Origin of the sequence: Haladaptatus sp. CMSO5 (assembly GCF_036689885.1) — an archaeon.
GTDB lineage: Archaea > Halobacteriota > Halobacteria > Halobacteriales > Halococcaceae > QDMS2.
Map to the genome: position 1 here is coordinate 1,984,138 of NZ_JBAHVW010000001.1, position 21,771 is coordinate 2,005,908.

Annotated in this window: 22 protein-coding genes and 1 tRNA gene; 10 read left to right on the forward strand and 13 right to left on the reverse strand. The window is 60.1% G+C overall.

Annotation, left to right across the window (positions count from 1 at the left end; translation table 11 throughout):
* Positions 1-77: 77 nt before the first annotated feature.
* The 6 genes from V5N12_RS10420 to V5N12_RS10445 all read left to right on the forward strand — a co-directional run bounded on the left by V5N12_RS10420 (position 78) and on the right by V5N12_RS10445 (position 4,992).
* Positions 78-971 (forward strand): ABC transporter ATP-binding protein, encoded by an 894-nt coding sequence (locus tag V5N12_RS10420; RefSeq protein WP_332899103.1) that lies wholly within the window; start codon positions 78-80, stop codon positions 969-971.
* On the forward strand, positions 964-1,764 hold the full coding sequence (locus V5N12_RS10425; RefSeq protein WP_332899104.1) for an ABC transporter permease subunit: 801 nt from the start codon (positions 964-966) through the stop codon (positions 1,762-1,764). The genes V5N12_RS10420 and V5N12_RS10425 overlap by 8 nt, the downstream gene beginning before the upstream one ends.
* A gap of 47 nt (positions 1,765-1,811) precedes the next feature.
* Entirely contained in the window at positions 1,812-2,783 is a 972-nt protein-coding gene (locus V5N12_RS10430) for an ABC transporter ATP-binding protein (RefSeq protein WP_332899105.1), read from the forward strand.
* Positions 2,780-3,553 (forward strand): ABC transporter permease, encoded by a 774-nt coding sequence (locus tag V5N12_RS10435; RefSeq protein WP_332899106.1) that lies wholly within the window; start codon positions 2,780-2,782, stop codon positions 3,551-3,553. Before V5N12_RS10430 ends, V5N12_RS10435 begins: the two co-directional genes overlap by 4 nt.
* Before the next feature lie 413 nt (positions 3,554-3,966).
* Positions 3,967-4,644: a peroxiredoxin-like family protein gene (locus tag V5N12_RS10440; protein ID WP_332899107.1), complete on the forward strand. Its 678-nt coding sequence runs from the start codon at positions 3,967-3,969 to the stop codon at positions 4,642-4,644.
* A 60-nt stretch (positions 4,645-4,704) separates the two neighbouring features.
* Positions 4,705-4,992 carry a hypothetical protein gene (locus V5N12_RS10445; protein WP_332899108.1) on the forward strand — a complete coding sequence of 96 codons (288 nt, stop codon included), beginning with the start codon at positions 4,705-4,707 and terminating at the stop codon, positions 4,990-4,992.
* Between the two features lie 4 nt (positions 4,993-4,996).
* On the opposite strand, the gene V5N12_RS10450 is transcribed toward V5N12_RS10445, so the two are convergent.
* The 6 genes from V5N12_RS10450 to V5N12_RS10475 are packed head-to-tail and all read right to left on the reverse strand — an operon-like array spanning position 4,997 to position 13,226.
* Positions 4,997-6,796, reverse strand: a complete 1,800-nt coding sequence (locus tag V5N12_RS10450; protein WP_332899109.1) for an IucA/IucC family protein — start codon at positions 6,794-6,796, stop codon at positions 4,997-4,999.
* Positions 6,793-8,121 carry a lysine N(6)-hydroxylase/L-ornithine N(5)-oxygenase family protein gene (locus tag V5N12_RS10455; protein ID WP_332899110.1) on the reverse strand — a complete coding sequence of 443 codons (1,329 nt, stop codon included), beginning with the start codon at positions 8,119-8,121 and terminating at the stop codon, positions 6,793-6,795. The genes V5N12_RS10450 and V5N12_RS10455 overlap by 4 nt, the downstream gene beginning before the upstream one ends.
* Positions 8,118-8,711: a GNAT family N-acetyltransferase gene (locus tag V5N12_RS10460; protein WP_332899111.1), complete on the reverse strand. Its 594-nt coding sequence runs from the start codon at positions 8,709-8,711 to the stop codon at positions 8,118-8,120. The genes V5N12_RS10455 and V5N12_RS10460 overlap by 4 nt, the downstream gene beginning before the upstream one ends.
* Positions 8,708-10,399, reverse strand: coding sequence for an IucA/IucC family protein (locus tag V5N12_RS10465; protein ID WP_442904974.1), 1,692 nt, complete (start codon positions 10,397-10,399; stop codon positions 8,708-8,710). Before V5N12_RS10465 ends, V5N12_RS10460 begins: the two co-directional genes overlap by 4 nt.
* Before the next feature lie 59 nt (positions 10,400-10,458).
* The gene (locus V5N12_RS10470) at positions 10,459-11,880 is read right to left on the reverse strand and encodes a pyridoxal phosphate-dependent decarboxylase family protein (RefSeq protein ID WP_332899113.1); all 1,422 of its coding nucleotides are present in this window, start codon (positions 11,878-11,880) and stop codon (positions 10,459-10,461) included.
* Complete coding sequence (locus V5N12_RS10475; protein WP_332899114.1) at positions 11,877-13,226, reverse strand: diaminobutyrate--2-oxoglutarate transaminase; 1,350 nt, start codon at positions 13,224-13,226, stop codon at positions 11,877-11,879. The genes V5N12_RS10470 and V5N12_RS10475 overlap by 4 nt, the downstream gene beginning before the upstream one ends.
* 368 nt (positions 13,227-13,594) lie before the next feature.
* Here V5N12_RS10475 and V5N12_RS10480 point away from each other — a divergent pair, with 368 nt between their 5' ends.
* The 3 genes from V5N12_RS10480 to V5N12_RS10490 all read left to right on the forward strand — a co-directional run bounded on the left by V5N12_RS10480 (position 13,595) and on the right by V5N12_RS10490 (position 16,139).
* Positions 13,595-14,296 (forward strand): ferritin-like domain-containing protein, encoded by a 702-nt coding sequence (locus V5N12_RS10480; protein WP_332899115.1) that lies wholly within the window; start codon positions 13,595-13,597, stop codon positions 14,294-14,296.
* 109 nt (positions 14,297-14,405) lie between these two features.
* Complete coding sequence (locus V5N12_RS10485) at positions 14,406-14,645, forward strand: hypothetical protein (RefSeq protein WP_332899116.1); 240 nt, start codon at positions 14,406-14,408, stop codon at positions 14,643-14,645.
* Positions 14,646-15,005: 360 nt separating this feature from the next.
* A complete protein-coding gene (locus V5N12_RS10490; RefSeq protein WP_332899117.1) occupies positions 15,006-16,139 on the forward strand; it encodes an NAD(P)/FAD-dependent oxidoreductase in 1,134 nt (377 codons plus the stop codon).
* 791 nt (positions 16,140-16,930) lie between these two features.
* Here the strand turns inward: V5N12_RS10490 and V5N12_RS10495 are convergent.
* The 6 genes from V5N12_RS10495 to V5N12_RS17175 form a co-directional block, all read right to left on the reverse strand.
* On the reverse strand, positions 16,931-18,178 hold the full coding sequence (locus V5N12_RS10495) for an outer membrane protein assembly factor BamB family protein (RefSeq protein WP_332899118.1): 1,248 nt from the start codon (positions 18,176-18,178) through the stop codon (positions 16,931-16,933).
* A 531-nt stretch (positions 18,179-18,709) separates the two neighbouring features.
* A tRNA-Trp gene (locus V5N12_RS10500) sits at positions 18,710-18,887 on the reverse strand.
* A gap of 129 nt (positions 18,888-19,016) precedes the next feature.
* On the reverse strand, positions 19,017-19,394 hold the full coding sequence (locus tag V5N12_RS10505) for a helix-turn-helix domain-containing protein (protein WP_332899119.1): 378 nt from the start codon (positions 19,392-19,394) through the stop codon (positions 19,017-19,019).
* A gap of 126 nt (positions 19,395-19,520) precedes the next feature.
* A complete protein-coding gene (locus V5N12_RS10510) occupies positions 19,521-20,171 on the reverse strand; it encodes a helix-turn-helix domain-containing protein (RefSeq protein ID WP_332899120.1) in 651 nt (216 codons plus the stop codon).
* A gap of 3 nt (positions 20,172-20,174) precedes the next feature.
* Complete coding sequence (locus V5N12_RS10515) at positions 20,175-20,633, reverse strand: pyridoxamine 5'-phosphate oxidase family protein (protein WP_332899121.1); 459 nt, start codon at positions 20,631-20,633, stop codon at positions 20,175-20,177.
* Between the two features lie 126 nt (positions 20,634-20,759).
* Entirely contained in the window at positions 20,760-20,906 is a 147-nt protein-coding gene (locus V5N12_RS17175; RefSeq protein WP_442904975.1) for a DUF7560 family zinc ribbon protein, read from the reverse strand.
* 151 nt (positions 20,907-21,057) lie between these two features.
* Between V5N12_RS17175 and V5N12_RS10520 the strand changes: the two genes are divergently transcribed.
* Positions 21,058-21,519, forward strand: coding sequence for a hypothetical protein (locus V5N12_RS10520; protein ID WP_332899122.1), 462 nt, complete (start codon positions 21,058-21,060; stop codon positions 21,517-21,519).
* Here the strand turns inward: V5N12_RS10520 and V5N12_RS10525 are convergent, their stop codons facing one another.
* Complete coding sequence (locus tag V5N12_RS10525) at positions 21,520-21,750, reverse strand: DUF5795 family protein (RefSeq protein ID WP_332899123.1); 231 nt, start codon at positions 21,748-21,750, stop codon at positions 21,520-21,522.
* Between the last annotated feature and the right edge of the window lie 21 nt (positions 21,751-21,771).

A 21,771-nucleotide genomic window follows, 5' to 3' on the forward strand; every position in this document is an offset into this window, starting at 1 on the left:
TACTATTCTCAGCTCGAATCGTCGCGTCGTGAGAACTCCCCAGCGATGCTATATGTTCGGATAGCTTACCGTCATATGTGACTGCGCTTATCGAAACCGATGGGCTCACCAAGTTCTACGGCGAGGTCCGGGGCATCGAGGATTTGACCTTCTCCGTAGAAGAAGGGGCGATATTCGGCTTTCTCGGGCCGAACGGGGCCGGAAAGAGCACGACCATCAGGACGCTCCTTGGCCTCTTGCACCCGACGGGCGGGGAGGCGCGTCTCCTTGGCTGCGACGTGACCGACACGACCGCGCTCACGGAGGTCAAACAGGAAATCGGCCACATCCCCGGCGACTTCCACTTTTATCGAAACACGACCGGCGAGAAAATGCTAGATTACTTCGCCCGACTCCGTGGCGACGAGCGCCGCGAAGAACTGCTCGAACTGTTTCCCGTGCCCGAAGACCGCAAGGTGAAAGCCTACTCGCGGGGGAATCGCCAAAAACTCGCCATCGTCCAGGCGTTCATGCACAACCCGCGACTTGTCATCATGGACGAGCCAACGTCCGGCCTCGACCCACTCGTCCAAGAGACGTTCTACGACTTTCTGCTGGCAGAACAGGACCAGGGCGTCACGACGTTCTTTTCGACGCACATCCTGAGCGAGGTGCGCAAAATCTGTGAGCGCGTGGCCATCATCCGCGACGGCAAACTCGTCGCGCTCGAAGACATCGACACGCTGCTCGAAAAAAGTGGGAAGGTCGTCCGCGTCTCGCTCGCAGAGGACGTTGCCCCGGAGACGTTCAAGATGCCCGGCATCGCCCGCACCGAGAGAGACGACGACGGCTACCTGCGACTCATCGTCACCGAAAATTTCGATGGGCTCATCGACGCACTCGCAGCGTACACCGTCCAAGATGTGGACATCCGCGAAACCTCCATCGAGGACGTGTTCATGCACTTTTACGACGGTGATGTGGATGCTTGAGATTGCACGTTTCGAAGCACGGCGACGAACCCGGAGCGCCGCGGCGCTGACGATTCTCATCCTCGCGCTCATCGCGCTCACGATTGGGCTGTACCCCTCGATTTCCGACACAGGCGTCGATTTAGACGCGTACTTAGACACCCTCTCGCCGGAACTCCGCCAAAGCTTCGTCGGCAGCGTTACCTCGCTTACGACCATCGACGGCTATCTCGTCTCGCAGTTGTACGTGCTCGTGTGGTTGCTCATCCTCGGCATCTACTTCGCCTACGCTTCCGCGTCGCTCGTCTCCGCGGAAATCGAACACCGCTCTATCGACTTGCTGCTCGTCAATCCCATCTCGCGGACCAGATTCATCGTCGAAAAGTTCCTCGCGCTCCTCCCGGTGAACATCGCGGTAAACGGAATCGCGCTCGTTACCGTTTACTTCGGCGTCCAGTTCGTGGGAGAGTCGCTCCCGCTCGTAGACCTCGTTGCACTCCACGCACTGTTCGTCATCTACCTCGCGGCGTGTTCGGGTCTCGGTCTCGTTGCCTCCGTGATATTCGACGACGTGCGCCGGGCACAGGGCGTCGGCATTGGCCTGCTGTTTGCGACCTACTTCCTCGACTCGCTCACCCGCGGGACAGATTACGAGTGGGCGGGGCAGTTCTCGTTTGCCCGATATCTCGATCCTGCAGACGTGCTCTCGCTCGGGGAAATCGACTGGCTCGGCACGGCGATTCTCCTCGCAGTCACCATCGGTCTCGTGATACTCGCCGCAGAGCTGTTCGAGCGAAAGGACATCAACGGCTGACCCACTCCTCGGAACAATTACATCTGCGCCGAGACTACCTACAGGAAATGGCGACACACGACGAGGGGCCTGCAGTTACCGTGTCAGGACTCTCGAAGGTGTTCGGACGGCGCGGAAACCCACCCGTCACGGCCGTCGATGACGTATCGTTTTCTGTCGAACACGGGAGTGTTGTCGGGCTGCTCGGGCCGAACGGCGCGGGCAAAACGACCACCATCAAAGCCATCCTTGGCCTCTTGACGCCGACTGCCGGGAACATTCAGGTGGGTGGCGTTGACGTACAAACCAACCCACGGGGGGTGTACCGAAACGTGAGCGCCGTCCTCGAAGGCTCGCGCAACATCTACTGGCGACTCTCGCCACGACAGAACGTCGAATTTTTCACCAGTTTACAGGGGATTCACCCGAAAACCGTCCGGGAGGACCACGACGAGGTGTTCGACTGGCTCGGCCTCACGAACAAGGTGGACGACCCGGTCACGAACCTCTCGCGGGGGATGAAACAGAAGACGGCCCTCGCCTGTGCGATTGCGCGGGACACGGACGTGCTGTTTCTCGACGAACCGACGCTCGGCCTCGATGTCGAAACCTCACTCGACTTGCGGCGCGAACTCAGGCGCTTGGCCGAACACGACGGAAAGACCATCCTCATCTCCAGTCACGACATGGACGTGGTCCAAGACGTGTGCGACCGCGTCATCATCATGAACGAGGGGCGCGTCGTCGCAGACGAGCGCATCGACGACCTGATTGCCCTGTTTCGCTCACAGACCTACCGCATCGCAGTGTCCCACGACGAAGCCGCGCTCAGAACCCATCTCCACGAGTTCGAAGTGACCGACTGGGCAGTGCGTGACGGTCACATCGAGTTCGACGTGGTGCTCAGAGACGGCGACCGATTTTACGACCTGATGGACACGCTCCGGGAAGGAGGGGTACGCCTCGACTCGGTCACGGCAATCGAGCCGGATTTAGAAGACGTGTTCCTCACCGTCACCGAAAACGGGGGCATGCAATGAGGCCAACGCTCGTGCTCTTTCGCGGTATCTTCCTAAAATCGATTATTCTCTTGACTCGGTATGCGTTCAACACGGTGAGCGAACTCGTCACCATCTACCTATTTTTCGCGCTCATCTTCTTCGGCGGGCAGGCGTTCATCGGGACGGCGTTTACCGACTCGCTCGAAGGCATCATCGTCGGCTTTTTCGTGTTCACGATTGCGGTCGGTGCCTACTCCTCTGTGTCGTGGGACATCATCCGCGAGGCGCAGTGGGGAACGCTCGAACAGCTCTACATGTCGCCGTTTGGCTTCGGACGGGTAACGACCGTCAAAGTCTGCGTGAACGTCCTCATCAGCTTCCTGTGGGGCGGCGCGATGCTCGCGCTCATGTTGCTCACGACCGGGAAAACGCTCGCCCTCGATCTCGTGACCATCGTCCCACTACTCATCCTCACACTCGCGTCTGCTGTGGGGGTTGGCTTCGTCACCGGCGGACTCGCGCTCTTGTACAAGCGCATCGAGAATCTGTTTGCCATCATCCAGTTCACATTCATTGGCCTGCTCGCAGCCCCTGTCGACACCTACCCGTTCTTGAAATTCCTGCCGCTCGCGCTTGGTGGCGACCTGCTCGGCGCGGCGATGGCCGGAGGCGTGCGCCTGTGGGACCTGCCGACCGGCGACCTGCTGTTGCTCACCGCCAACGCCGTGGGCTACGTCGTGCTTGGCTACGCGATTTTCCAGTACATTAGCAAGAAAGCGCGCGAGAGGGGCGTTTTAGGCCACTACTGAGATTGTCTGATTTTCACGCCAAAGTGCGGCAACTCGTCCACGCACTCTCGCCTCCACATCGACAATTCTGCAGCGAGACAACTCGAAACCCTCGATTTCACCATATATAAGGTCATACATATGCTAATAAGTGTTATTACCACACCAACGAAATGGTTAAGTAACGGACCTATGTTACTGAGTAACACCATGTCAAAACGAAGCCGACGACCGACAATGAAAGATGTTGACCACACACCGCCAGCAGGCGAGTCCGTGACGAACGTGTGGAATCGAGGACGGAAGCCGGAACCAGAGCCAAGCGACTAAGCAGCTACCAGTAGTTCTGAACAGTCTCAGTTTTCAGCCAGTAGAGGCATCATTTTCCGCTCAGCGCGCGTTCTAGAGTCCGTTGAACCCCGACAGTGAGGCAAATGAACAGTGAGTATCAACGAATCGTAGACGACGCAGAACACGAGTGGCGAGCCAGCTTCGACCAGGGGCCAACCCGAACCAGATGGACCATCCTTCCGGTTCAGATTGGCGACCTGGCCCCCGATTTCACCCTCTCTGACCACCAGGGAAACGAGCGCACGCTGAGCGAGTTTTGGACCGGTGGTCCCGCACTTATCCTCTTTTTCCGGCACTTTGGCTGTCGGTGTAGCATGGCTCGCGCCGCCCGCCTGAAAGACGAACTGGCGAGTTATGATGAGGCGGGCGGAACTGTCGTCATCGTGGGGCAAGGCGACCCCGAGCGAGCCGCCGCCTACGCCCGTGACCACGACATCGTCTGTCCGATTCTCTGTGATACCTCGATGCGCGCGTACAGCGAATATGGCCTGCTCGAAGGCCTCCCATCGCAAATTCTCTACGGCTTAGACGAACAGGTTCGCAACCGCGACCCGGCGGCCACAGACACACTCGTTGCAGAACGGAGACGCGAGGGTCGCCCGTTCGTGGACAATTCGTGGCAACTGCCCGGGGAGTTCATCGTCGACGAAGCTGGCATCATTCAACTGGCCTACCGCTATCAGTACTGCGAGGACTTCCCCGACCCGCGCATCCTCGAGACGACGCTTCACTCGCTCACCAACACGGAGAGAGAAGTCTAAGCCCTCCGCGCGCCTATCTTCCTTATTCAGGTGGCGCACGCGCCACCAGCGAAGCCAGCCATGTACGTAGAACTCGAACGAGACGACGCGACGCGCTCACCGGTTGCCGGTGACGAACCACTCGTGCCCGGCGCGACTATGTCGTGTCGCTCGCATCTCGTGACAACCGTGTACCGAAATATCTGGGTCATCACCATCGATTCTATCGAGGAACTCGAAAAACTGATTCCAGAGCCGATTTCGGTGCACCCGGCGGAGCGAAACGGTACCGACGCGAAAGTCGTCATCCACGCGAAGCCGGAACGAACTGAAGAAAAACGCAAGCGTGAGCCGATTCCGGCCGCCTAATCGATTATCGCTCTTGGACGACTTCCCAGAGCGGATTCACCACTTCGCCGTGTTCTGCGGCGTGCGGGCGGCCGCCGTCATCCGCGTAGCCGTCTTGGAGGATGCGATTGCGATTCAGACAGAGCTTCGTGAGCGTCGGCCGCAGGAGGTCGAACAGCTCGAAGCGGTTTTGCAGTTCGGGAAACTGCGCTTGGTAGTCGAGCACCGTCTCACGAACCTGCATCCAAAAGCGCTGTTCTGGATAGTCGTGTTGCTCGGTGAGCACGTTCGAGAGGTAGCGAAGCACGCAGACGAAGAGGCCGGTGAAGATGAACTGCGTCAGCCCTTCCGGTGGCTCAGACCGGAGAATTGCTTTGACCTCCTCGGGGAGCGACTCCAGTTCGGGGAACGGCTGGTCGCTCACGTTCACGTCGTCCACGAAGTCTTTGACCGCGATGCGCGTCGGCACGCCGTCTTCGACGACGAGAATCGTATTCTGCCCGTGGGGCGAAAACACCGTCCCGTAGCGATAGAGGTAGTGGAGCAACGGTGGAAGCATGGCCGAGAACAGTTCGTCCAGCCACGCTTCGACCGAGAGACCGGATTCATCGATGAGCTGTGAGACGAACGGCTCGCCATCAGAGACGTGGAGCAGGGCGGCGAGGGTAATCGGCTGTTCTCCATCGCGCACGAGGTCATCAATGCTCTCGCGCCAGACGACGCCGAGCAGTTCGTCGTACTGGTACGGTGCGCCCTCGATGGCGGTGAAGTCGGGGTGGTCGAAGTTGACGCTTGCCACTTCACCCGGCAAGAGCAACCCACACTCGTCGCGGAGGAACGGGTCGTCGTCGCGGATGCGCGTGACGTACTCGGTGACGAGCGGGGCGACTTCCGTCCGTTCGCCGGGGAGGCCGCGCCAGACGAGCGTGTTGAGAATCCGCATCGGGACCTTGACGTTGTGTTTCTGCTCGTCATCGACGTTCACGAACGTCCGCACCGACTGCATCGGCCGGTAGCGGTCCTCACCCGTTCCGAGCAGGACGATTTCGTCGCGGGCAATCGCGCCGGGGTACAGTTGGGTGATGCTCGAATTCCACTGGTACTCGTGGACCGGGATGAACAGGTAGTCCGCCGGGTCGAGGTTCTTGTCTCTGAGGATATCACAGAACTCGTCGTACTGGTCGCCGAGTTCGGTTTGCACAAATCCATCGTGGTCGAGTCCCGTGACGCCCGAGAAGGTGGCGTGGTCGCGCGACAGCGCCACCCAGTAGAACTGCGTGTTCGCGCCGAGTTCCGGGGCGAATTTGCGGTACTCGTCGTACCCCCAACCAACGCGCCCCTTGTTGTAGGTAATCCACGGATGGCCCGCCATCTCGCCTTCGATTTCGGCATACGAGAGGTCGGTCACGGACGCGGCTCCAAGCCCAGTATCGCGGGCGTAGATGTGCGCGTCGGCCAGTTGCGTGCGCTTGTACTCGCGGATGAGGTGGCCCGCGGTGAGGTCATCAACGCCAATTGTCTCTTGGGCGTCGCGCAGGAAGCGGACGGGGTCGGTCGCTGGCGCGGTGTCGCCGTTCTCGATGCGGACGATGGAATCTGTGTCTACGAGCAGGCTGTCACAGAGTCTATCCTGCCCGGCGAACTCGTAGGTCACCTCTCCGAGTGGGAGGCGATAGCCCGTATCAGTTTTCTCGGGGTCGATAAGGGCTTCGTAGGTGAACTCCGCGAGCATCTTTGCGAGGAGTTCTTTGCCGGTCTGTTCCCACGCCTCCTCGGTGAACGCGCGGTCTTCGAGCGAGACGGTTGCTGGTGGTGTCGTAGTCATTGTGGTGAGGGAGTCTGCGTGCGGTTTGCGAACGATGCGGCGTCGAACGACTGGAAGACGGTGTTCGTGTCCTCTGGATACACTTCCCGGCCGGCGAGCCGGTTCACGATAATCGAGTTGCGGTACGCGCCGAGGCCGAGGTCTGGCGCGCCGATGCCGTGGCTGTGGAGGTCCATGTTCTGGACGAACAGGCTGCCCTCGCCGTCGAAGTCGAGCTGGTAGTCTTTCGAGACGCGGAAGCGCCCCTTTTCGTCGCGGGCGAGAGAGGGTTCGAGCGGCGCGAGAAACACCGGTTCCGGGCGGGTGTAGCCCGTCCCGAGGACGACCACGTCGGCTTCGTACGCGAACGACACGTCCTGTTCGTGCTGGTGGCAGTCGAGGACAAATCTATCTTCGGCTTCCGCGAGTTCACGGATTTCCGTGTTCGCGAGCAGACCAACGTCCGGTTCTGTGCGAATCGACTGCCGATATAATTCGTCGTAGATGTCGGCGCTCGTGTTCTCGTCGATTCCTTTGTACAGCAGGTCTTGGTTCGCCCGCGTCTCGTCTCTGACTTCTGGTGGTAAATCGTGGAAGTACCGCGAGTACTCGGGGGTGAAAAACTGGAGGCCGAGTTTCGAATACTCCATCGGGAAGAAGCCCTGTGAGCGAGTGAACCAGTCGAGGCGCTGGCCGGTGTCGGGACGGTGTTCGAGCAGGTCTAAGAACACCTCGGCGGCGCTCTGGCCGCTTCCGACCACCGCAACGCTCTCTGCGTTGAGACACCGCTCGCGGTTGTCGAGGTAGCCAGCCGTGTGGAACACGTCTGGTGAGTTGACCTGCAACGGTTCGGGCACGTGCGGGCGGGACCCGATACCGACGACGACGTTTTCCGTGAGATAGTGTTCCACATCGCCGGTTTCGGGGTCGATTGTTCGCACGCGGAAGTGGTCGCCCTCCTCGCGGACGCTCGTGACAGCCTGCGAGAACTGTGTGTTCGAGAGCTCGCGCGACACCCACTGGCAGTAGGCGTTGTACTCCCGGCGGGGAATTTGGAACGTCTCGAAGAAGTAGAACTCGTAGAGGCGGTCGCGTTCGCGCAGGTAGTTCAAGAACGAGTAGCGACTCGTCGGGTCCGCGAGCGTGACGAGGTCTGCGAGAAACGGCACTTCGAGGGTCGTCCCCTCGATGAGCATGCCGCCGTGCCACTCGAACTCCTGTTTCTGTTCGATGAACACCACGTCTAAGTCCTCATCAGCGGACTCAACGAGCGCCGCCAGCCCGAGGTTGAACGGCCCGAGGCCGACGCCGAGCACGTCGTAAACATGCTCGTCAGCGTCGCTCATCTGCCCACCCCCGATGCGTCGATGAACGAGTCGCGGGTACACTCCATCAGGAGGGCATTTTTCTCGTCCATCTCGATTTCGCGGATGGCAGAGAAACCAACGCGCTCAAAGACGTGAATCACGGCGTCGTTTCGCACGTCAGGTTCGGTCAGGATGCGATTCGTCTCTGGGTGGGTGAACTGAAACGCGGTCATGGCTCTGAGCAGTGGAATCGCGTAGCCGTTTCCGAGGTACTCGGGCGGGCCAATCAGCAGGTGGATGCCTTGGTCTGTCGGGGCCGGCTCACAGTAGTCCGCGAGGTCGTCGTCTGCGGCCCAGTAGGACTCCCAGTAGCTCATCGGCACGCCGTCGAGACAGCCGATGTAGGGGGTCATGTGGGCTTCTGTCAGCTTTTCTTCGAGGTGCTTCTGGAACGCTGGCAGCGGGTCGTTGAGTTGCCAGTACGGCAGGACGTGGTCGTAGTTGAGCCACGCGTGGAGGCGTTCTATGTCGCCTTTTTCGACCTGCCGAAAGCCGATAGTGCGCGAAATCGACGCGTCGTGTCGCCGGAAGTCGTAAGGTGCGGCGACGACGCCTGTTGGTCCCGTCATTGTTCCACCAACGGATTGTCGATGTCGGTGTACACCGACTGATTTTCGAGCGACCCGACGAGTTCGTCCATGTCGTGGAACCGAGTGAGGAGGTTCGCTTTACACGGCAGCGTCGGCGCTTCGAGCAGGTCAGTCAGCAGCGAGGAGTCGTCGTGGTCGAACGCCCGACAGTGTTCCAGTTCCTCGCGGAGAATCGAGAGCAGGTCGCGCTCGTCGCAGAGTCCCGCACAGCCAAAGGCGTTCACGAGGCCAAAGGCGTTGTTGAGGATGAGGTAGTAGCGAAGGCGCTCGTCCGCCACCTCGTCCGGGCAACAGGTTCCGAGTCGGTCTGCGGCGTTCGGAAGCACCGACTCGACGGCTGCTTGCTTTGATTCAGGCAGGTAGTAGCCCTGATTGTCGCGGTAGTAGAACGTGTCCGGATACCCGGCGTCATCAAGCGCGAGCACCGAGTTCTGCTGGTGGGCTTCGACGCCGAGTCCCTGTTCGAGATAGAGCCAGAGCGCCGGACGCACAGACCGGATGAGGTACTCACAGAACCACTCCTGTGAGACGGCGTCCGTAGAACGCCCCTCACGCTCTGCAATCTCGCGGATGAGCCTCCCTAACCGGGAATCTGTGGCTCCCGTGGGTGCGTCCTGACAGAGCGCGACGAGCGGCGTTACTCGTTCTGGGTCGCCGGGAAACGGGTTCGCTCGCAACACCGTCTCGAAGCCGGATTCACCCTCACCGAGCGTGACCGTGAGTGAGGCAGGGTCTCTGATGACATCGAAATCGGGGAACGTCTGCCTCAGGTCGTCGCCAACCTCCGTGTCTAACAGGTCGGCGACGGCAACGCCACGCGGAAGCTCCTCGCGGGTGTTCGTCCGCAGCGAGTTCGTGATGCGAACCGGCAGCGAAGTTTTCACCATGAACGGCGCATCCGGCGCGTAGAGCGTCCGGACTGAGGTCGTTGGGTAGAACTCGCGGCCGAGCGGGCCGAGAAATTCGATAGCTCCGTCTGTCACCGTTTCCTCGACGGCGGGTTGGCGTTTGAGGTGGGCTGCCTGTCGCGGATGAAGCGGCACGAACACGTCGTCCGTGTCCACAAGGGATTCGTGGCCGGTTGCCGCGAGGTCGGCTTTCACCCACTCGCTCGCGGAGTGAGAGAGGGCCGAGAAGTCCTCGACCAGTTCGGGTGCGACCCGTGCGTAATGGAGTTGGAACGACCCGCGCAACTCCGGCGCAAATGCCGGGTTGTCGCCCATTCCTTGCCGCGATTTTGGCGTCGGGTGCATGAGGTGGCCAAACAGCAGCGACTGCTCGGCCTCGCTGAACGTCGCCGCCGGACTCGTCACGTCGTCGTCGCGTTCGCGGACGAATCGCTCAATAGCCCGCCGCGAGAGCGTCGCGCGGTGGGCAAGTTCGCCGGGGTCGCCGTCGCGGGACAGCGAGAGTTCTTTCACGCAAAGCGCGACAAGCGTGTGTGCGTCAAGTGGCAGAACGTCCGTTGCGCCCTCGTAGAAGAACCCTGCAAAGCAGTGGCGGCCCGTCTCCGATTCGTACGCGAACGGCGCGTAGAGCGTGAGTCCCTGCTGGTCGAGCGAGACGCGGACGACGCGGGCTGCGTCGGTTTCGACGGGAACGGTGTCTGCGTCTTTGACGACGCCTGCACCCGTCTCGCGGAGGTAGCAGTTGAGGAACGCCTGCATCGAGGCGTGGTCTGCAATCGCGCCGGGGTCGCGGACGACCGGCGGTTCGAGGTTGGCGCTCACGCGACCACCTCCGGAGTCGCGGCGGCCTCACAGACGTGCTGGAACAGCGTTTCGAGGTTGCGCCGGGTGATTTTCGGGTTGAGGAGGGTGAACTTGAGATACACGTCGCCGTCAACTTCGGTTCGCGCGAGGACGGCCGTGCCGTCGTCGAAGAGCCGCTCACGGATGGTTTCGTTCAGTTCGTCGGGGTTCGCAGCGCCGGTGTGGCGGAACACAACGGTTGTGAGCTGTGGTTCTGTGGCGAGTTCGAGGTCGGGGGTTGTCCGGACGATGTCGCCCGCCTCCGCCGCCAGCGCAATGGTGTGTTCTGCGAACGACGCGATGGTGTCGCTGCCGAGCGCGCGGAACGTCAGGTACGGTTTGAGCGCGTCGAACCGGCGACTCGTCCGCAGCGACTTTGCGACGAGGTTCGGCGGGCCGTCGCCCTCGGGGTCGAGATAGGCCACGTCGCGGGCGAGGGTCTCGAAGGACCCGGATTCCTTGACGAGGAACGCGCCACAGCCGAGGGGCTGATAGAGTAGTTTGTGGAAATCGACGGAAATCGAGTCGGCGCGGTCGATTCCATCGAGCTTGTGCTTGTGTCGCTCGGAGAAGGCGAGTGCGCCGCCGTAGGCCGCGTCGATGTGGAACCAGAGGTCGTGTTCTACTGTCCGGTCTGCGAGTGCAGCGAGCGGGTCGATTGCGCCGAAGTCAGTCGTGCCCGCCGTGGCGACGAGCGCGATTGGCGTTTCGTCTGTTGTCTCGAAGCTGTCGAGGAGTTCGTCAAGCGCGTTGAGCGCTATGCGGTCGTCTTCGTCGGTCGGCACTTCGACCACGGCTGATTCGCCGAGGCCGAGGATGCGAGCGGCCTGTGTGGCGGTGAAGTGGGCGGCTTCAGAACACAGGATGCGAAAGTCTTCGGCTCCCGTGAGGCCGTCTCGGCGCGGGTCGATACCGCGAGCTTCGAGCGCCACGTCGCGAGCGAGAAGCAGCCCTTGGAGGTTTGATTCCGTGCCACCGCTCGTGAACACGCCATCGCCCTCGGCGAAGCCGAACACCGAACAGAGCCGCTCGACCATGCGTTGTTCGAGCGCGGTCGCCGCGGGCGCTTGGTCAAACGAATCGAGCGACTGGTTGGTCGCGGCGATGAGTGCTTCTGCGGCGATTGCCGGAGCCACCGGCGGACACTGGAGGTGCGCGATGCACGCCGTATCGGTCACGTCAACAGAATCTGCGAGTACCTGCTCGGCTTCGGTGCACGCGGTTGCGAGACCGGAGCCTGACTCGGGAAGCGGGTCGGTGTTCGAAATTTGCGTTTCGAGTTCGTCGTAGGACGCGCCCGTGTACGGCCCGTCGAACTCGGGGAGCGCGTCGATTGCGGCGCGGAGGGCGTCGCCGTAGGCGTCGTGACTGAACAACGTCTCTGGGTCGCGGTTCATGCGGCGGCCTCCTGTTCTTCGATGACCGCGTGGACGGCTTCGGTGAACCGGGCGGCGATTTCGTCTACCTGCCCGCGGGTGACGATGAGTGGTGGGAGGAAACGCGCGGTCGCGGAGTTGATGCCACCGGTTTCGATGACGAGCCCGCGGTCGAGACACGCCTGCTGGACGGCGGCGGCGAGGTCGCCGTCTGGCGGGTGTGGTCCACCTGACTCGTCGGGTTCGACGAACTCAACGCCGAGCATCAGGCCGCGACCACGAACGTCACCGACGCAGTCGTAGCGGAGTAGGTCGCTGAGTGCGTCGTGGAGGCGTGAGCCCATGCGAGCGGCGTGGTCGTCGAGGTCGTTGTCGAGGATGTAGTCGATGGTCGCGCTCCCAGCGGCCATGGCGAGTTGATTCCCGCGGAAGGTTCCGGCGTGCGCACCGGGTTCCCACTGGTCAAGCGATTCGTCGTAGCAGACGACGGCGATGGGAAGGCCGCCGCCGATTGCCTTCGAGAGCGTCACCACGTCGGGGGTGATGTCTGCGGCCTCGAAGGCGAACATCGACCCCGTCCGGCCGAGGCCGGTCTGAATTTCGTCTACGATGAGCGGGATGTTGTGTTCGCGGGTGAGTCGCCTGACTTCGCGCACCCATTCGTGGGGCGCGGGCCGCGACCCGGCCTCGCCTTGGACGACTTCGAGGAACATTCCGGCGGGTTCTGTGAGTCCGGATTTCGGGTCTGCGAGCAGGTTTTCGAGGTAGTCGGCATTTGCGCGCCACTCGGTTTCACCGCCGAGGCCAAACGGCGGGCGGTAGTTCGCGGGGAATGGGAGGTGGTGAACGTACGGCAGCAGGCCGCCGACATCGTCTTTTGCGCCCCGGTCGCCGGTCAGTGAAAGCGCGCCCTGACTCATCCCGTGGTAGCCACCTTGGAACGAGAGCATTCCCTCGTTACCGGTTGCTGTTTTGACGAGTTTCATCGACGCTTCGATGGCGTCGGTTCCGGCCGGGCTACAGAACTGGACTTTGGCGCGTGAGGCAAACTCCGAGGGAAGACTGTCGTAGAGGCTGTCTGCGAACCGCTCTTTCGCGGGCGTGGTCACGTCGAGGGTGTGCATCGGGCTGTCGCGGGCGAGATGGGCTTCGATTGCCTCGGTTACGACGGGATGGTTGTGGCCGAGTGCGAGCGTCCCTGCCCCGGCGAGACAGTCTAAGTACTCGTTGCCGTCCATGTCTTCGATGACGGCTCCCCGCGCCCGCTTGATGGCGAATTTGAGCGAGCGCGGATACGACCGGGCGTTCGACTCGCGCCGTTGTTGCTGGCCCAACAACGCGGAATTCGAACGGTCTGCGTAGGTCATGCTCCCACTCCGCGACCGCGTGTTAGCACAATTACACCTTTTTTCCAATTGAGTTGCATACGAATGTTTAGGCTGGCCTAAACATAGTAAACGCTTCGATTTTTAGGCAGGCCTAAAACTAGGGCCTTTCACGCGAGGGCGTGCGAAAACGGGCTTCATGACGCGAGATTGGGGGAAACCGTCGCCAACACGGGTCGAATGGCGCGAGCGGAAACCCCCCCCTCCCAACAATATCATAATTTTATGGTAGTTCAAACCTTTTTGTGTATTAATTCGGTACGTTTCGCGACATTTGTGTGGAATTTGGGTGAGAGTCTGGCAAATCCCTTTCAAGCAATTCGCCAACGCTTCGAGTGGAGTTAGAGACAATGACTACCAAATCGCCCGAAAACGACTCTGTGTCCGCGCTGCAACAAGCAATCTCCGCGGTGAACGACCGCTTTGCCTCCCGGCGTGACTTCATCACAAAGGGGACCGCAGCCGGTGTGGTCTTACTCGGCATGGGTGGGGGCGCAGTCAGCGCAGCCGGTGCCCAAGAAGACGACGAACCAACCGACGTGGACGTGCTCAACTACGCACTCACGCTCGAACACTTAGAGGACGCCTTCTACCGCGAGGGTATCGAGACGTTCTGCAGCAAGGACTTCAACAGCTGCAAAACGCTGAACGGCTTCAGTGCCCGCGTCCGCGGTGACGTGTACGAAAACATCGTGGACATCGGCGACCACGAATCGACTCACACCGATGTCCTCACTCAGGTCATCACCGACCTCGGCGGCGACCCGGTTCCCGAACTCGAATACGAATTCGGCTTCGAGACCGCAGCCGAGTTCCTCGGTATCGCACAAGTACTCGAAAACACCGGCGTATCCGCCTACGACGGCGCAATAAACCGCATCGAGAACAAAGAACTGGTCACCGCTGGCGCAACCATCGCAACCGTGGAAGCCCGCCACGCTTCGTACCTGAACCTCCTGAACGGGGCAGACCCCTTCCCTGCCGCCTTCGACGAGGCGAAATCCCAAGAGGCAATTCTCGAAGCCGCCGGTGGCTTCATCGTTCAGGAATAACGCGTCGTTCACCCTCCGTTCCATATCTTCGGCTGTTTCGTGCGATTTACCCAACCGATACTGTTAGCTGAATGAAAAATTATTTCCAGATAGTTCCAAAACTAGCCCCATGGCCGGATTCAGTATCCATATCTCGGGGCCGTTTGCGCTCGCTATTGCGCTTATCGGAGCCATCCTGATTTACCGAGACGGAAAGAGGCGTGGGATGGACACCGCCGACATGTGGGCCGTTGGCTTCTTCGTTGGATTCTTCATTCCGCCACTTATCGGCGCGGTCGTCGTTCTCGTGTTCTATTTCCAGAAGCGAAAGCCGAGACGGCGCGTACCGTATGGGATTTCGCCAAAATAGCCATCGGCGGTGTACCCGTTTGATTGGTCGGAGCGTTGCCGAATCGATGAGTGCGAACCCTTATCCCGACACGACGGGTAGGACAGATGCTTCGGCTTCATCACCGAAGAATTGCAGTCTGCAATGATACGCAGATTCGCTAAGTATGGTGGATTTCTCCACCGATACTTCTCACAGCCCCTGAGTGGTGACGCTGTGACGCGAAGAAGCAACCCCCTTATCTACGTTTGAGTCACGTCAATGAATGTTCACAATCGTCGCCGTCAGGCACGGAGAAATCATGGGGAATCGAGAGCAGTTCGGGTTTGCAGCGATACCGCGGGACAAGATTTTAAGTCGAAATACGCGTGAATGATGACGATGGAGCCGATAGTCATCGTTGGTGGAGGTATCATTGGGGCCAGCATTGCCTCCCACCTCAAAGACGACGAGCGCCCGGTGGTGGTCTACGAACAGGACACCGTCGGCTCTGGAACGTCCGGCGACTCGGTTGCGGTCTTCGTCTGGCACCAATCAACGCCCGACCCGCTGAGCCACCGACTCAGAGCACGAGCGTGGGACACCTACGAACCGCTCATCCGCGACGGGACGCTCAGCTTCGAGCAGATTGGCACGCTCGACGTCGCATTCGGAGCCGAAGGCGCAACGATGCGCAAAGAAGTCGCCGCGACACTCGACTCGTTCGGCGTTTCTGCTTCATTTCTGGCCCCCGAAGCGTTGGCCGCACACGGACTCGATCCAGCAGCCGTCGCAGGCGCGCTCTACACGCCCGAGGACGGCTATCTCGACCCCTCGGAGATTATCCAACACTTCCTCAAGGAAGCCAGTTCACAGGGCGTCACTGTCGAGACGAAGACGACCGTCACCGCAATTCGAACCGACGCCGATGGCGTAACCGGCGTCGAAACGGAAAACGGATTTCAGCCAGCCCACGCGGTGATAAACGCCGCTGGCCCGTGGGCACCGGCGGTCAACCGAATGGCCGGCATCTCGCTCCCGCTTCGGCACAACCTCGGCCCGGTCGTCGTCCTCCAAAAAGACGCGCCGTTCACGCTCCCGTTCATCGAATTCGAAGACGGCCTGTACGTCCGGGGCGAAGGCGACAGACAAGCGTTCGCCGGCCAGTTCGGCGCGAGGTACGAGGACGCAGATGAGCTGCAACCAAACGAAGCACGCTCCGTTGCCCACGACTTCTATCTGGACATCGAGGCCCGAATCGAGGACGCGATTCCCCGACTCTCAGGGGTTGAACTCGTAAACGAGTGGGTTGGGATGCGGACGCTGACGCCGGATGGCGTCCCGTTCGTCGGTGAAACTGCAGTTGCAGGTTTCTACGTCGCCTGTGGGATGAACGGGCTTGGAGTTACGCTTGCTCCTGCGGTCGGTGAAGTGCTTGCGGAGATGGTTCGTGGTAGGTCGGTTGCTTCGGAAATTGAGGCGTATCTGCGTCCGGGTCGGGCGGCGGATTTCAGGGAGCCATTGAACGAGAACTAAGGGGAGCGCGTATCTTGGAGCAATTCTGTCTGCTCCCCGAAGTATTTATTCAAGATTGCGTATGGTTCATTGTAATAGCGCGCACTTGGTCCCGGCGTGAGACTCTCAAATTTGCTGGTGGTGGACTCGTATTCCTAAGTGGCTGTACTACTCTCAGCTCTCAGCAGTCCGCCAAACGAGAGGGTACGCCAGCCCCACCAGCATCAGCAGAAGAAATAGCAGACTACGAATGCCCCCCATACGGGACCAATGATAGTACCATCTGTTCGAAGACGCATACGTCAGATTCCGCGCTGGTGTACCTAGTACCCTCTCCGGTGGTTGGTGAGTCTCCTGAATCGCTCAACCTGACCTTCTATAACAAATCAGATACGGAGCTGACATTCAATCCGTTTTCGTGGACAGTGCGATTCAAAGAATCGTCAGGGTGGTCTGAAATTGAACAGCGAAGTTCTGGGAATGGGACGGTGACAGTTGAACCCGGAACCACTGAAGTCTGGACGTTTCAAGAGGTCGTCAGATACATCAATGAATCAGTAATCATCGATTCAGGAACATATACAGCAGAAATCAGCGTTCCAGACCCAACCGGCGATGGCTGGATACCCTGTCTGGCAGTGTTCAGTCTCCAATGAGTTGTTACTGTGACCAGAGGGATTTGAACCTCAGCGACTCAAAACCATGTTCCGACATCAGTACATAGTCCGAAATCCGAAAAATTGGCACTATCGAAATTCCCAGAATTTGATGCGTACGGCGTGCAACCTACAGAGGGTGTATTCAGCAGACTCTCATTCTCCTGTGGCCCCGACCGCGTAAACCGAGCGGTCGGCCACGTCCGAGGTGACGACGGCGGTGTCGTCCCCGAGCGCGGGCGACGAGAGTCGACCCACGCCCGGTGAGACGTGCCACACCGGACAGCCGGTCTGTGGGTCGAACCCAGTCAAACGTGCCCGCTTTCCGGTCTTCGACCTGAACGACGCGACGACGTGCTTGGCGTCAGCCGCGAGGCCGACGAGTCGTCGGTCAGTCGTGGAGTGCGTCCATAGGTCAGTTCCATCGGTCGCATCCAGCGCCCGAAGCACGTCGTTGCGGGCGACGAAGACCCGCCCACCTCCGGCGACGACACGCTCGGAACTTCGCCCATCACGCCAGCGTGTCGTCCCGTCCACTGGGTTGAGCGCCACGGTTCCCTCACGCGAGGCGACGACGACACCCGTGTTGCCCCCGGAGGAAAATACGGCCATGTCCGAGGGAACGGACACCCCTGTCGACCACTGGGCGGCCCCGTCAGCTAGTTCAAAGGCGCGAATCACGTGGTCCTCCGAGGCGGCGACGACGCTCACGTCGAGAGTGACCGGTCGGGTCGTCAGCGGTGCGCGCTCATCCGGAGCGAACCGCTGTTGCCAGCGAACTGACCCATCAGCGGCGTCAAGGGCGACGACGCGGTCGAACTCGTCATCGACCGTCGTGTGCATGGTCGGGTGGTTCGACTCGCCGAAGAGCACAAGTCTATCGGTGGCCGTGGCGGGTGCGGTAAGGTCACCTGTGGGGTCGTGTCGCCACCGCTCGGTCCCATCGGCTTGGGCGAGAGCCGTTACCCTATCGTACTCTGGGAAATAGAGAGTGTCTTCGCCGACCGCCGGTGCGACGTAGAGCATCCCGTCCACTGCCGTACGCCACTGCTCGGTTCCATCGGTAAGGTCGAACGCGCGCAATGTATCGGGCTTGTCACCGCCGACGTAGACAACCCCGTCGGCGACGACTGGGTCGTAGGGACGACTGTCGGTGGTCGTCCGCCAGCGAGGCGTCCTGCTCTCCAGTTCACGACACGGTGATTCCTCGGGTGTCGCCGTCTGCGTGTTTTCGGCGGGCGGTTCTACTGTCGCGGTCTGTGTCGACCTTTGGTCTGTTGTTGTCGTGCCGTCGACCGACGTCGTCGGTTCGTCGCCTGTCGTCGCCGAACAGCCAGCGAAGACGACCGGCCCTGCGACACCGAGTTTCTGGAGGACTTCTCGACGGGAAATATTCGGGGACATAATGTCTGGGAAGTAGAATAAATGTAAATAATTTATGTAACTGAGGACTGTGACGCGTTGGGGCCGAAGCTCCATTATCCAGTGGCCGACTCGCTCCCTCTATTCAGCACGGCCCCGAGAACATATCACCGATTGAGGGTTTCAACAGAGCCGAATAATTCTATTACATTCACCAACCTCTAATAGTTGTAACCAACCGAGGACGCCGCCGGCCAACCAATAATTGGTTGGAATCAAACGGCGAACTTCGACAAAGAGTATAACAAAAGCTCCGCTGTATGTCGATTTGAGTCCGGTAAAAGCGCGAGTGGGGTCGGAGGGATTGTGAACCTCAGTCGCTCGCACTGCTCGCTCCGTGGTTCAAACCCTCCTCAGTCATAATTGCACGCGCCGCTCGGAAGTTAGCGGCGCGAGAAAGTTAGTGGGGTCGGAGGGATTTGAACGTCAGTCACTCCCTACCAGTCGTTCCTTCTTCAAATCCCTCCTCATTGATTACAGCCCGCGCTCAGGAGTTTGAGCGCGGAATAGAAATGGGGTCGGAGGGATTTGAACCCCCGATCGACTGATATCTCCGGTACGCCTCGGTACTCCAGAGGGTCGTCAACGCACCCAATGATCAGTCAGGTGCTCTGTATATCAGTTCTGGAGTGTCGTCACCGTGCGTGTTACCTCTGGAGTCAGTCGCCATGCCGGGCTTGGCCACGACCCCGCGCATCTCTTCGTTGGACAATGCTACCTAAAGTGGTTTCGATTCGGGAACGGAAAAACACGCCGCGTGCGTTGGGTTTGTCCAGCTTTACACAGCCACTCGCTCAGTCGATGGGGTGGCCCGTAGGAGTTAGAATGAGGTGTGCGCGCTCGCGGCCTCACACGGGGAAACCGTGAGTTCGAGGCCGTGGTCGCTCGACACGGAGACGACGATGTTCTCGACCGCACGCACGTACTCACTCGTGTGGTTTCCAGAGAGCGACAGCCGGGTTCGCTCTTCGAGGAGGCCAACGTCGGTGAGCTGGTTGACCTTCCGGTAGGTCGTCGACACGGGGAGGTCACAGGCCGCTGCAATCTCGTGAGCCGAGAGCGCCGAATCCTTCGTTGCCATGAGAACCGCTCGGCACGCCGTGTCGTCGAGCGCCTTGAGCAGTGGTTCGACGTTCTCTTGGGCGACGGTGGTAGATTCGTTCGAGCGACCGGGGGCGAAAGCGAGTGCAGTGGACATAGTGATTCTCTACTCTGTAGGAGGCGCGCTACGGGAACCAATGGACTGCCCGGATAACACGGGTGGTTTATATACTCGGGACGATGGCGAGTGATTCTGGAGCCACTGATTCCCGATGCAGCCCGGCTACCCGTCGTGTTCGAGGAGCTGGTCGAACACTTTCGATTGGGCGGCGGCGAGGTGCTGGGCGAACGTCGACTGGCTGATGTCGAGTGTCGACGCGACCTCGGTCGCGTTTGCCTCTCGTGGCTGGGAAAAATAGCCCATGTCGTAGGCCGTTTGGAGGACTTCGAGTTGTCTCGCGGTCAGCCGACTCCTATCGACGAAGACGTTGTCTTTCGCGGTTCCTTCGGTCGGTGATCGAACGAGCCGTTTGATGTCGATGTCGGGGAATCGGTCGCGGAGTTCGGCGATGACCTCCTGTAACTGGTGAAAATCCGTCGCGTGAAAGACGATGGTGAACGTTCCTTCGTGGGCGAAGTAGCGTTCGATTGGGCAGCCAAACAGACCAAGACACTCACACGGGCAGGTGACCCCCTTGTCGTGGGTGTATCGATAGAGTCGGGTTGGTCCGTACGCAAAGATGGGGTCGATGGCAGCGTCGAGGGTGGGTGGTTCGCCTTGCAACAAAAACTCAGTGACGCTGTGGGTCGATTCGAGCGGCGAGACCGAGGTTGACCGAGAGTAAATCGGGCGGTCGACCTCGGTTGAGAGGTCGGCAATCGGGCACGTTTCGGCGGCGGTGAACGCAACCGTGGCGCGGATTCCCGACAACATTGACTATGCGTTGGCTTCTTGGTCGATTTCGACCCGGCGGCCGCCGATGTCGTCTGGGTCGAGTTCGTACAGTTTAATGTCCAAATTATCCTTGGCCTGTCCCCAGATTTCGAACAGCGGGCGTTTTGCGTTGCCGTACTGGACGATGTGTTCGACGGTCACCTCGTCGGGCGAAATTTCGTGGAGTGTGCCAACGGCGACCGCACTTCGGTACACCGTGTCTTCTTGGTCGTGGATGACGAGTCGAACCATCGGTGCAGAAGAGAGGAATCGGCGTTTTTCGCTCTCTGGAGTCGAGACGAGTCGCATGTAGAACCGCCGGTTAGTGGCGTCGTAGCCGTAGGAAATCGGGATTGCATAGGGGGTATCATCGTCTGCGAGAGAGAGAACGGCTGTTTCGTGAGCGCTCAGAAGAGCATCGGTTTCTGACTCGCTCATCTTGGTCTGCTGGTCAAGAACCATAGTGCCTACTCGTGTATCTTTCCCGAAAGACTGTATAGTTATTGTTGGTGGCGTCCCCCCGCAGTTGCCCATTGTTCACGTGGTGAAACGCCGCCCAGATCGAACGACCCGGGAGATTTGATAGGTTCAGACCGTTGAGAAAGCGCTAGAAGATACCGCGGAACCGCAGATGACGCACCCGTTGTCGATGAGCGCATCGCGCATCGATGCGTTCACAACCAATGATTCTCCGCATTCGGGGCAGGAGAACGTTAGGTCTCGTTCAATACTCATCATTGGTTACTAGTATGCTCGTAAAAGATAAATGGAACCCCTACGGTTCTCACTCACCGAGAATTTCGCTCAGTCTCTCGATTGCAGGCGAGAGAGCCGTCGTGGGTGTGAACCAGCCAACTCTTCTGAACGCACCCCTAACTAGCGCCTAATGCTCGATTGGCGGGCCATCGGTCTCGGCGTTCTCGCACAGGCGGGCTATCTTGGGGTGCTCTACGCCGCGTGGCCACTACGAGGGAAACTCGTCCAGAGTCTCGCGCTCGTCGCGCTCACCGGCGTCCTCGGCGGGGTCATCGCAGGGCGGCTCGCTGACGAACACGGCTTCGACCGAGCGCGCCATGGGTTGTTGAGCGGCCTCGGTGGTGGGGCGGCGTTCGCCGTCTCCTTTTTCTGCATCAAATCGACGCTCGGCCTCGCAGAAGGGGCGTATTGGAGCGTCGGATTCGTCATGGCGACGACCATCCCGTTTCCCGACCTCATGCTCCGCGACGGTGGGCTGTGGCTCGTTGTTGGGTGGAGTCTCCTTGGCGGTGTGGTGATTGCTCTCCTCGGACTGCTCGCGGGTTATCTCGCACCGCCTGCGAGCGAAGAACTCGTGTTTATCAAAGAGTAGTCAGTCGTCGCGGTCGTCTGCGCTCCACTCGCAGTCTTGGCACTTCCACCCGGTGACGAACTCCATTACCGAGGGCATGTAACCGACTTCGAGGACGTTTCCCCCACACTCGGGGCATTCGCGGTCTGCGTCTCGAATCGGTTCTGCATCCATCACATCAGCGCCTTCGATGAGCGCGGCGAGTCGCTTGGGCGTGACCATCCGACCCTCTACGACGCGATTATCAGCCATGAAAAGACACAGGCACGCCGT

Bases quoted from the DNA above. Each gene is read 5' to 3' on its own strand.
- V5N12_RS10425 (WP_332899104.1), top strand. From the start codon at position 964: ATGCTTGAGATTGCACGTTTCGAAGCACGGCGACGAACCCGGAGCGCC.
- V5N12_RS10430 (WP_332899105.1), top strand. From the start codon at position 1,812: ATGGCGACACACGACGAGGGGCCTGCAGTTACCGTGTCAGGACTCTCG.
- V5N12_RS10435 (WP_332899106.1), top strand. From the start codon at position 2,780: ATGAGGCCAACGCTCGTGCTCTTTCGCGGTATCTTCCTAAAATCGATT.
- V5N12_RS10440 (WP_332899107.1), top strand. From the start codon at position 3,967: ATGAACAGTGAGTATCAACGAATCGTAGACGACGCAGAACACGAGTGG.
- V5N12_RS10445 (WP_332899108.1), top strand. From the start codon at position 4,705: ATGTACGTAGAACTCGAACGAGACGACGCGACGCGCTCACCGGTTGCC.
- V5N12_RS10450 (WP_332899109.1), bottom strand. From the start codon at position 6,796: ATGACTACGACACCACCAGCAACCGTCTCGCTCGAAGACCGCGCGTTC.
- V5N12_RS10455 (WP_332899110.1), bottom strand. From the start codon at position 8,121: ATGAGCGACGCTGACGAGCATGTTTACGACGTGCTCGGCGTCGGCCTC.
- V5N12_RS10460 (WP_332899111.1), bottom strand. From the start codon at position 8,711: ATGACGGGACCAACAGGCGTCGTCGCCGCACCTTACGACTTCCGGCGA.
- V5N12_RS10465 (WP_442904974.1), bottom strand. From the start codon at position 10,399: ATGCAGGCGTTCCTCAACTGCTACCTCCGCGAGACGGGTGCAGGCGTC.
- V5N12_RS10470 (WP_332899113.1), bottom strand. From the start codon at position 11,880: ATGAACCGCGACCCAGAGACGTTGTTCAGTCACGACGCCTACGGCGAC.
- V5N12_RS10475 (WP_332899114.1), bottom strand. From the start codon at position 13,226: ATGACCTACGCAGACCGTTCGAATTCCGCGTTGTTGGGCCAGCAACAA.
- V5N12_RS10480 (WP_332899115.1), top strand. From the start codon at position 13,595: ATGACTACCAAATCGCCCGAAAACGACTCTGTGTCCGCGCTGCAACAA.
- V5N12_RS10485 (WP_332899116.1), top strand. From the start codon at position 14,406: ATGGCCGGATTCAGTATCCATATCTCGGGGCCGTTTGCGCTCGCTATT.
- V5N12_RS10490 (WP_332899117.1), top strand. From the start codon at position 15,006: ATGGAGCCGATAGTCATCGTTGGTGGAGGTATCATTGGGGCCAGCATT.
- V5N12_RS10495 (WP_332899118.1), bottom strand. From the start codon at position 18,178: ATGTCCCCGAATATTTCCCGTCGAGAAGTCCTCCAGAAACTCGGTGTC.
- V5N12_RS10505 (WP_332899119.1), bottom strand. From the start codon at position 19,394: ATGTCCACTGCACTCGCTTTCGCCCCCGGTCGCTCGAACGAATCTACC.
- V5N12_RS10510 (WP_332899120.1), bottom strand. From the start codon at position 20,171: ATGTTGTCGGGAATCCGCGCCACGGTTGCGTTCACCGCCGCCGAAACG.
- V5N12_RS10515 (WP_332899121.1), bottom strand. From the start codon at position 20,633: ATGGTTCTTGACCAGCAGACCAAGATGAGCGAGTCAGAAACCGATGCT.
- V5N12_RS17175 (WP_442904975.1), bottom strand. From the start codon at position 20,906: ATGAGTATTGAACGAGACCTAACGTTCTCCTGCCCCGAATGCGGAGAA.
- V5N12_RS10520 (WP_332899122.1), top strand. From the start codon at position 21,058: ATGCTCGATTGGCGGGCCATCGGTCTCGGCGTTCTCGCACAGGCGGGC.
- V5N12_RS10525 (WP_332899123.1), bottom strand. From the start codon at position 21,750: ATGGCTGATAATCGCGTCGTAGAGGGTCGGATGGTCACGCCCAAGCGA.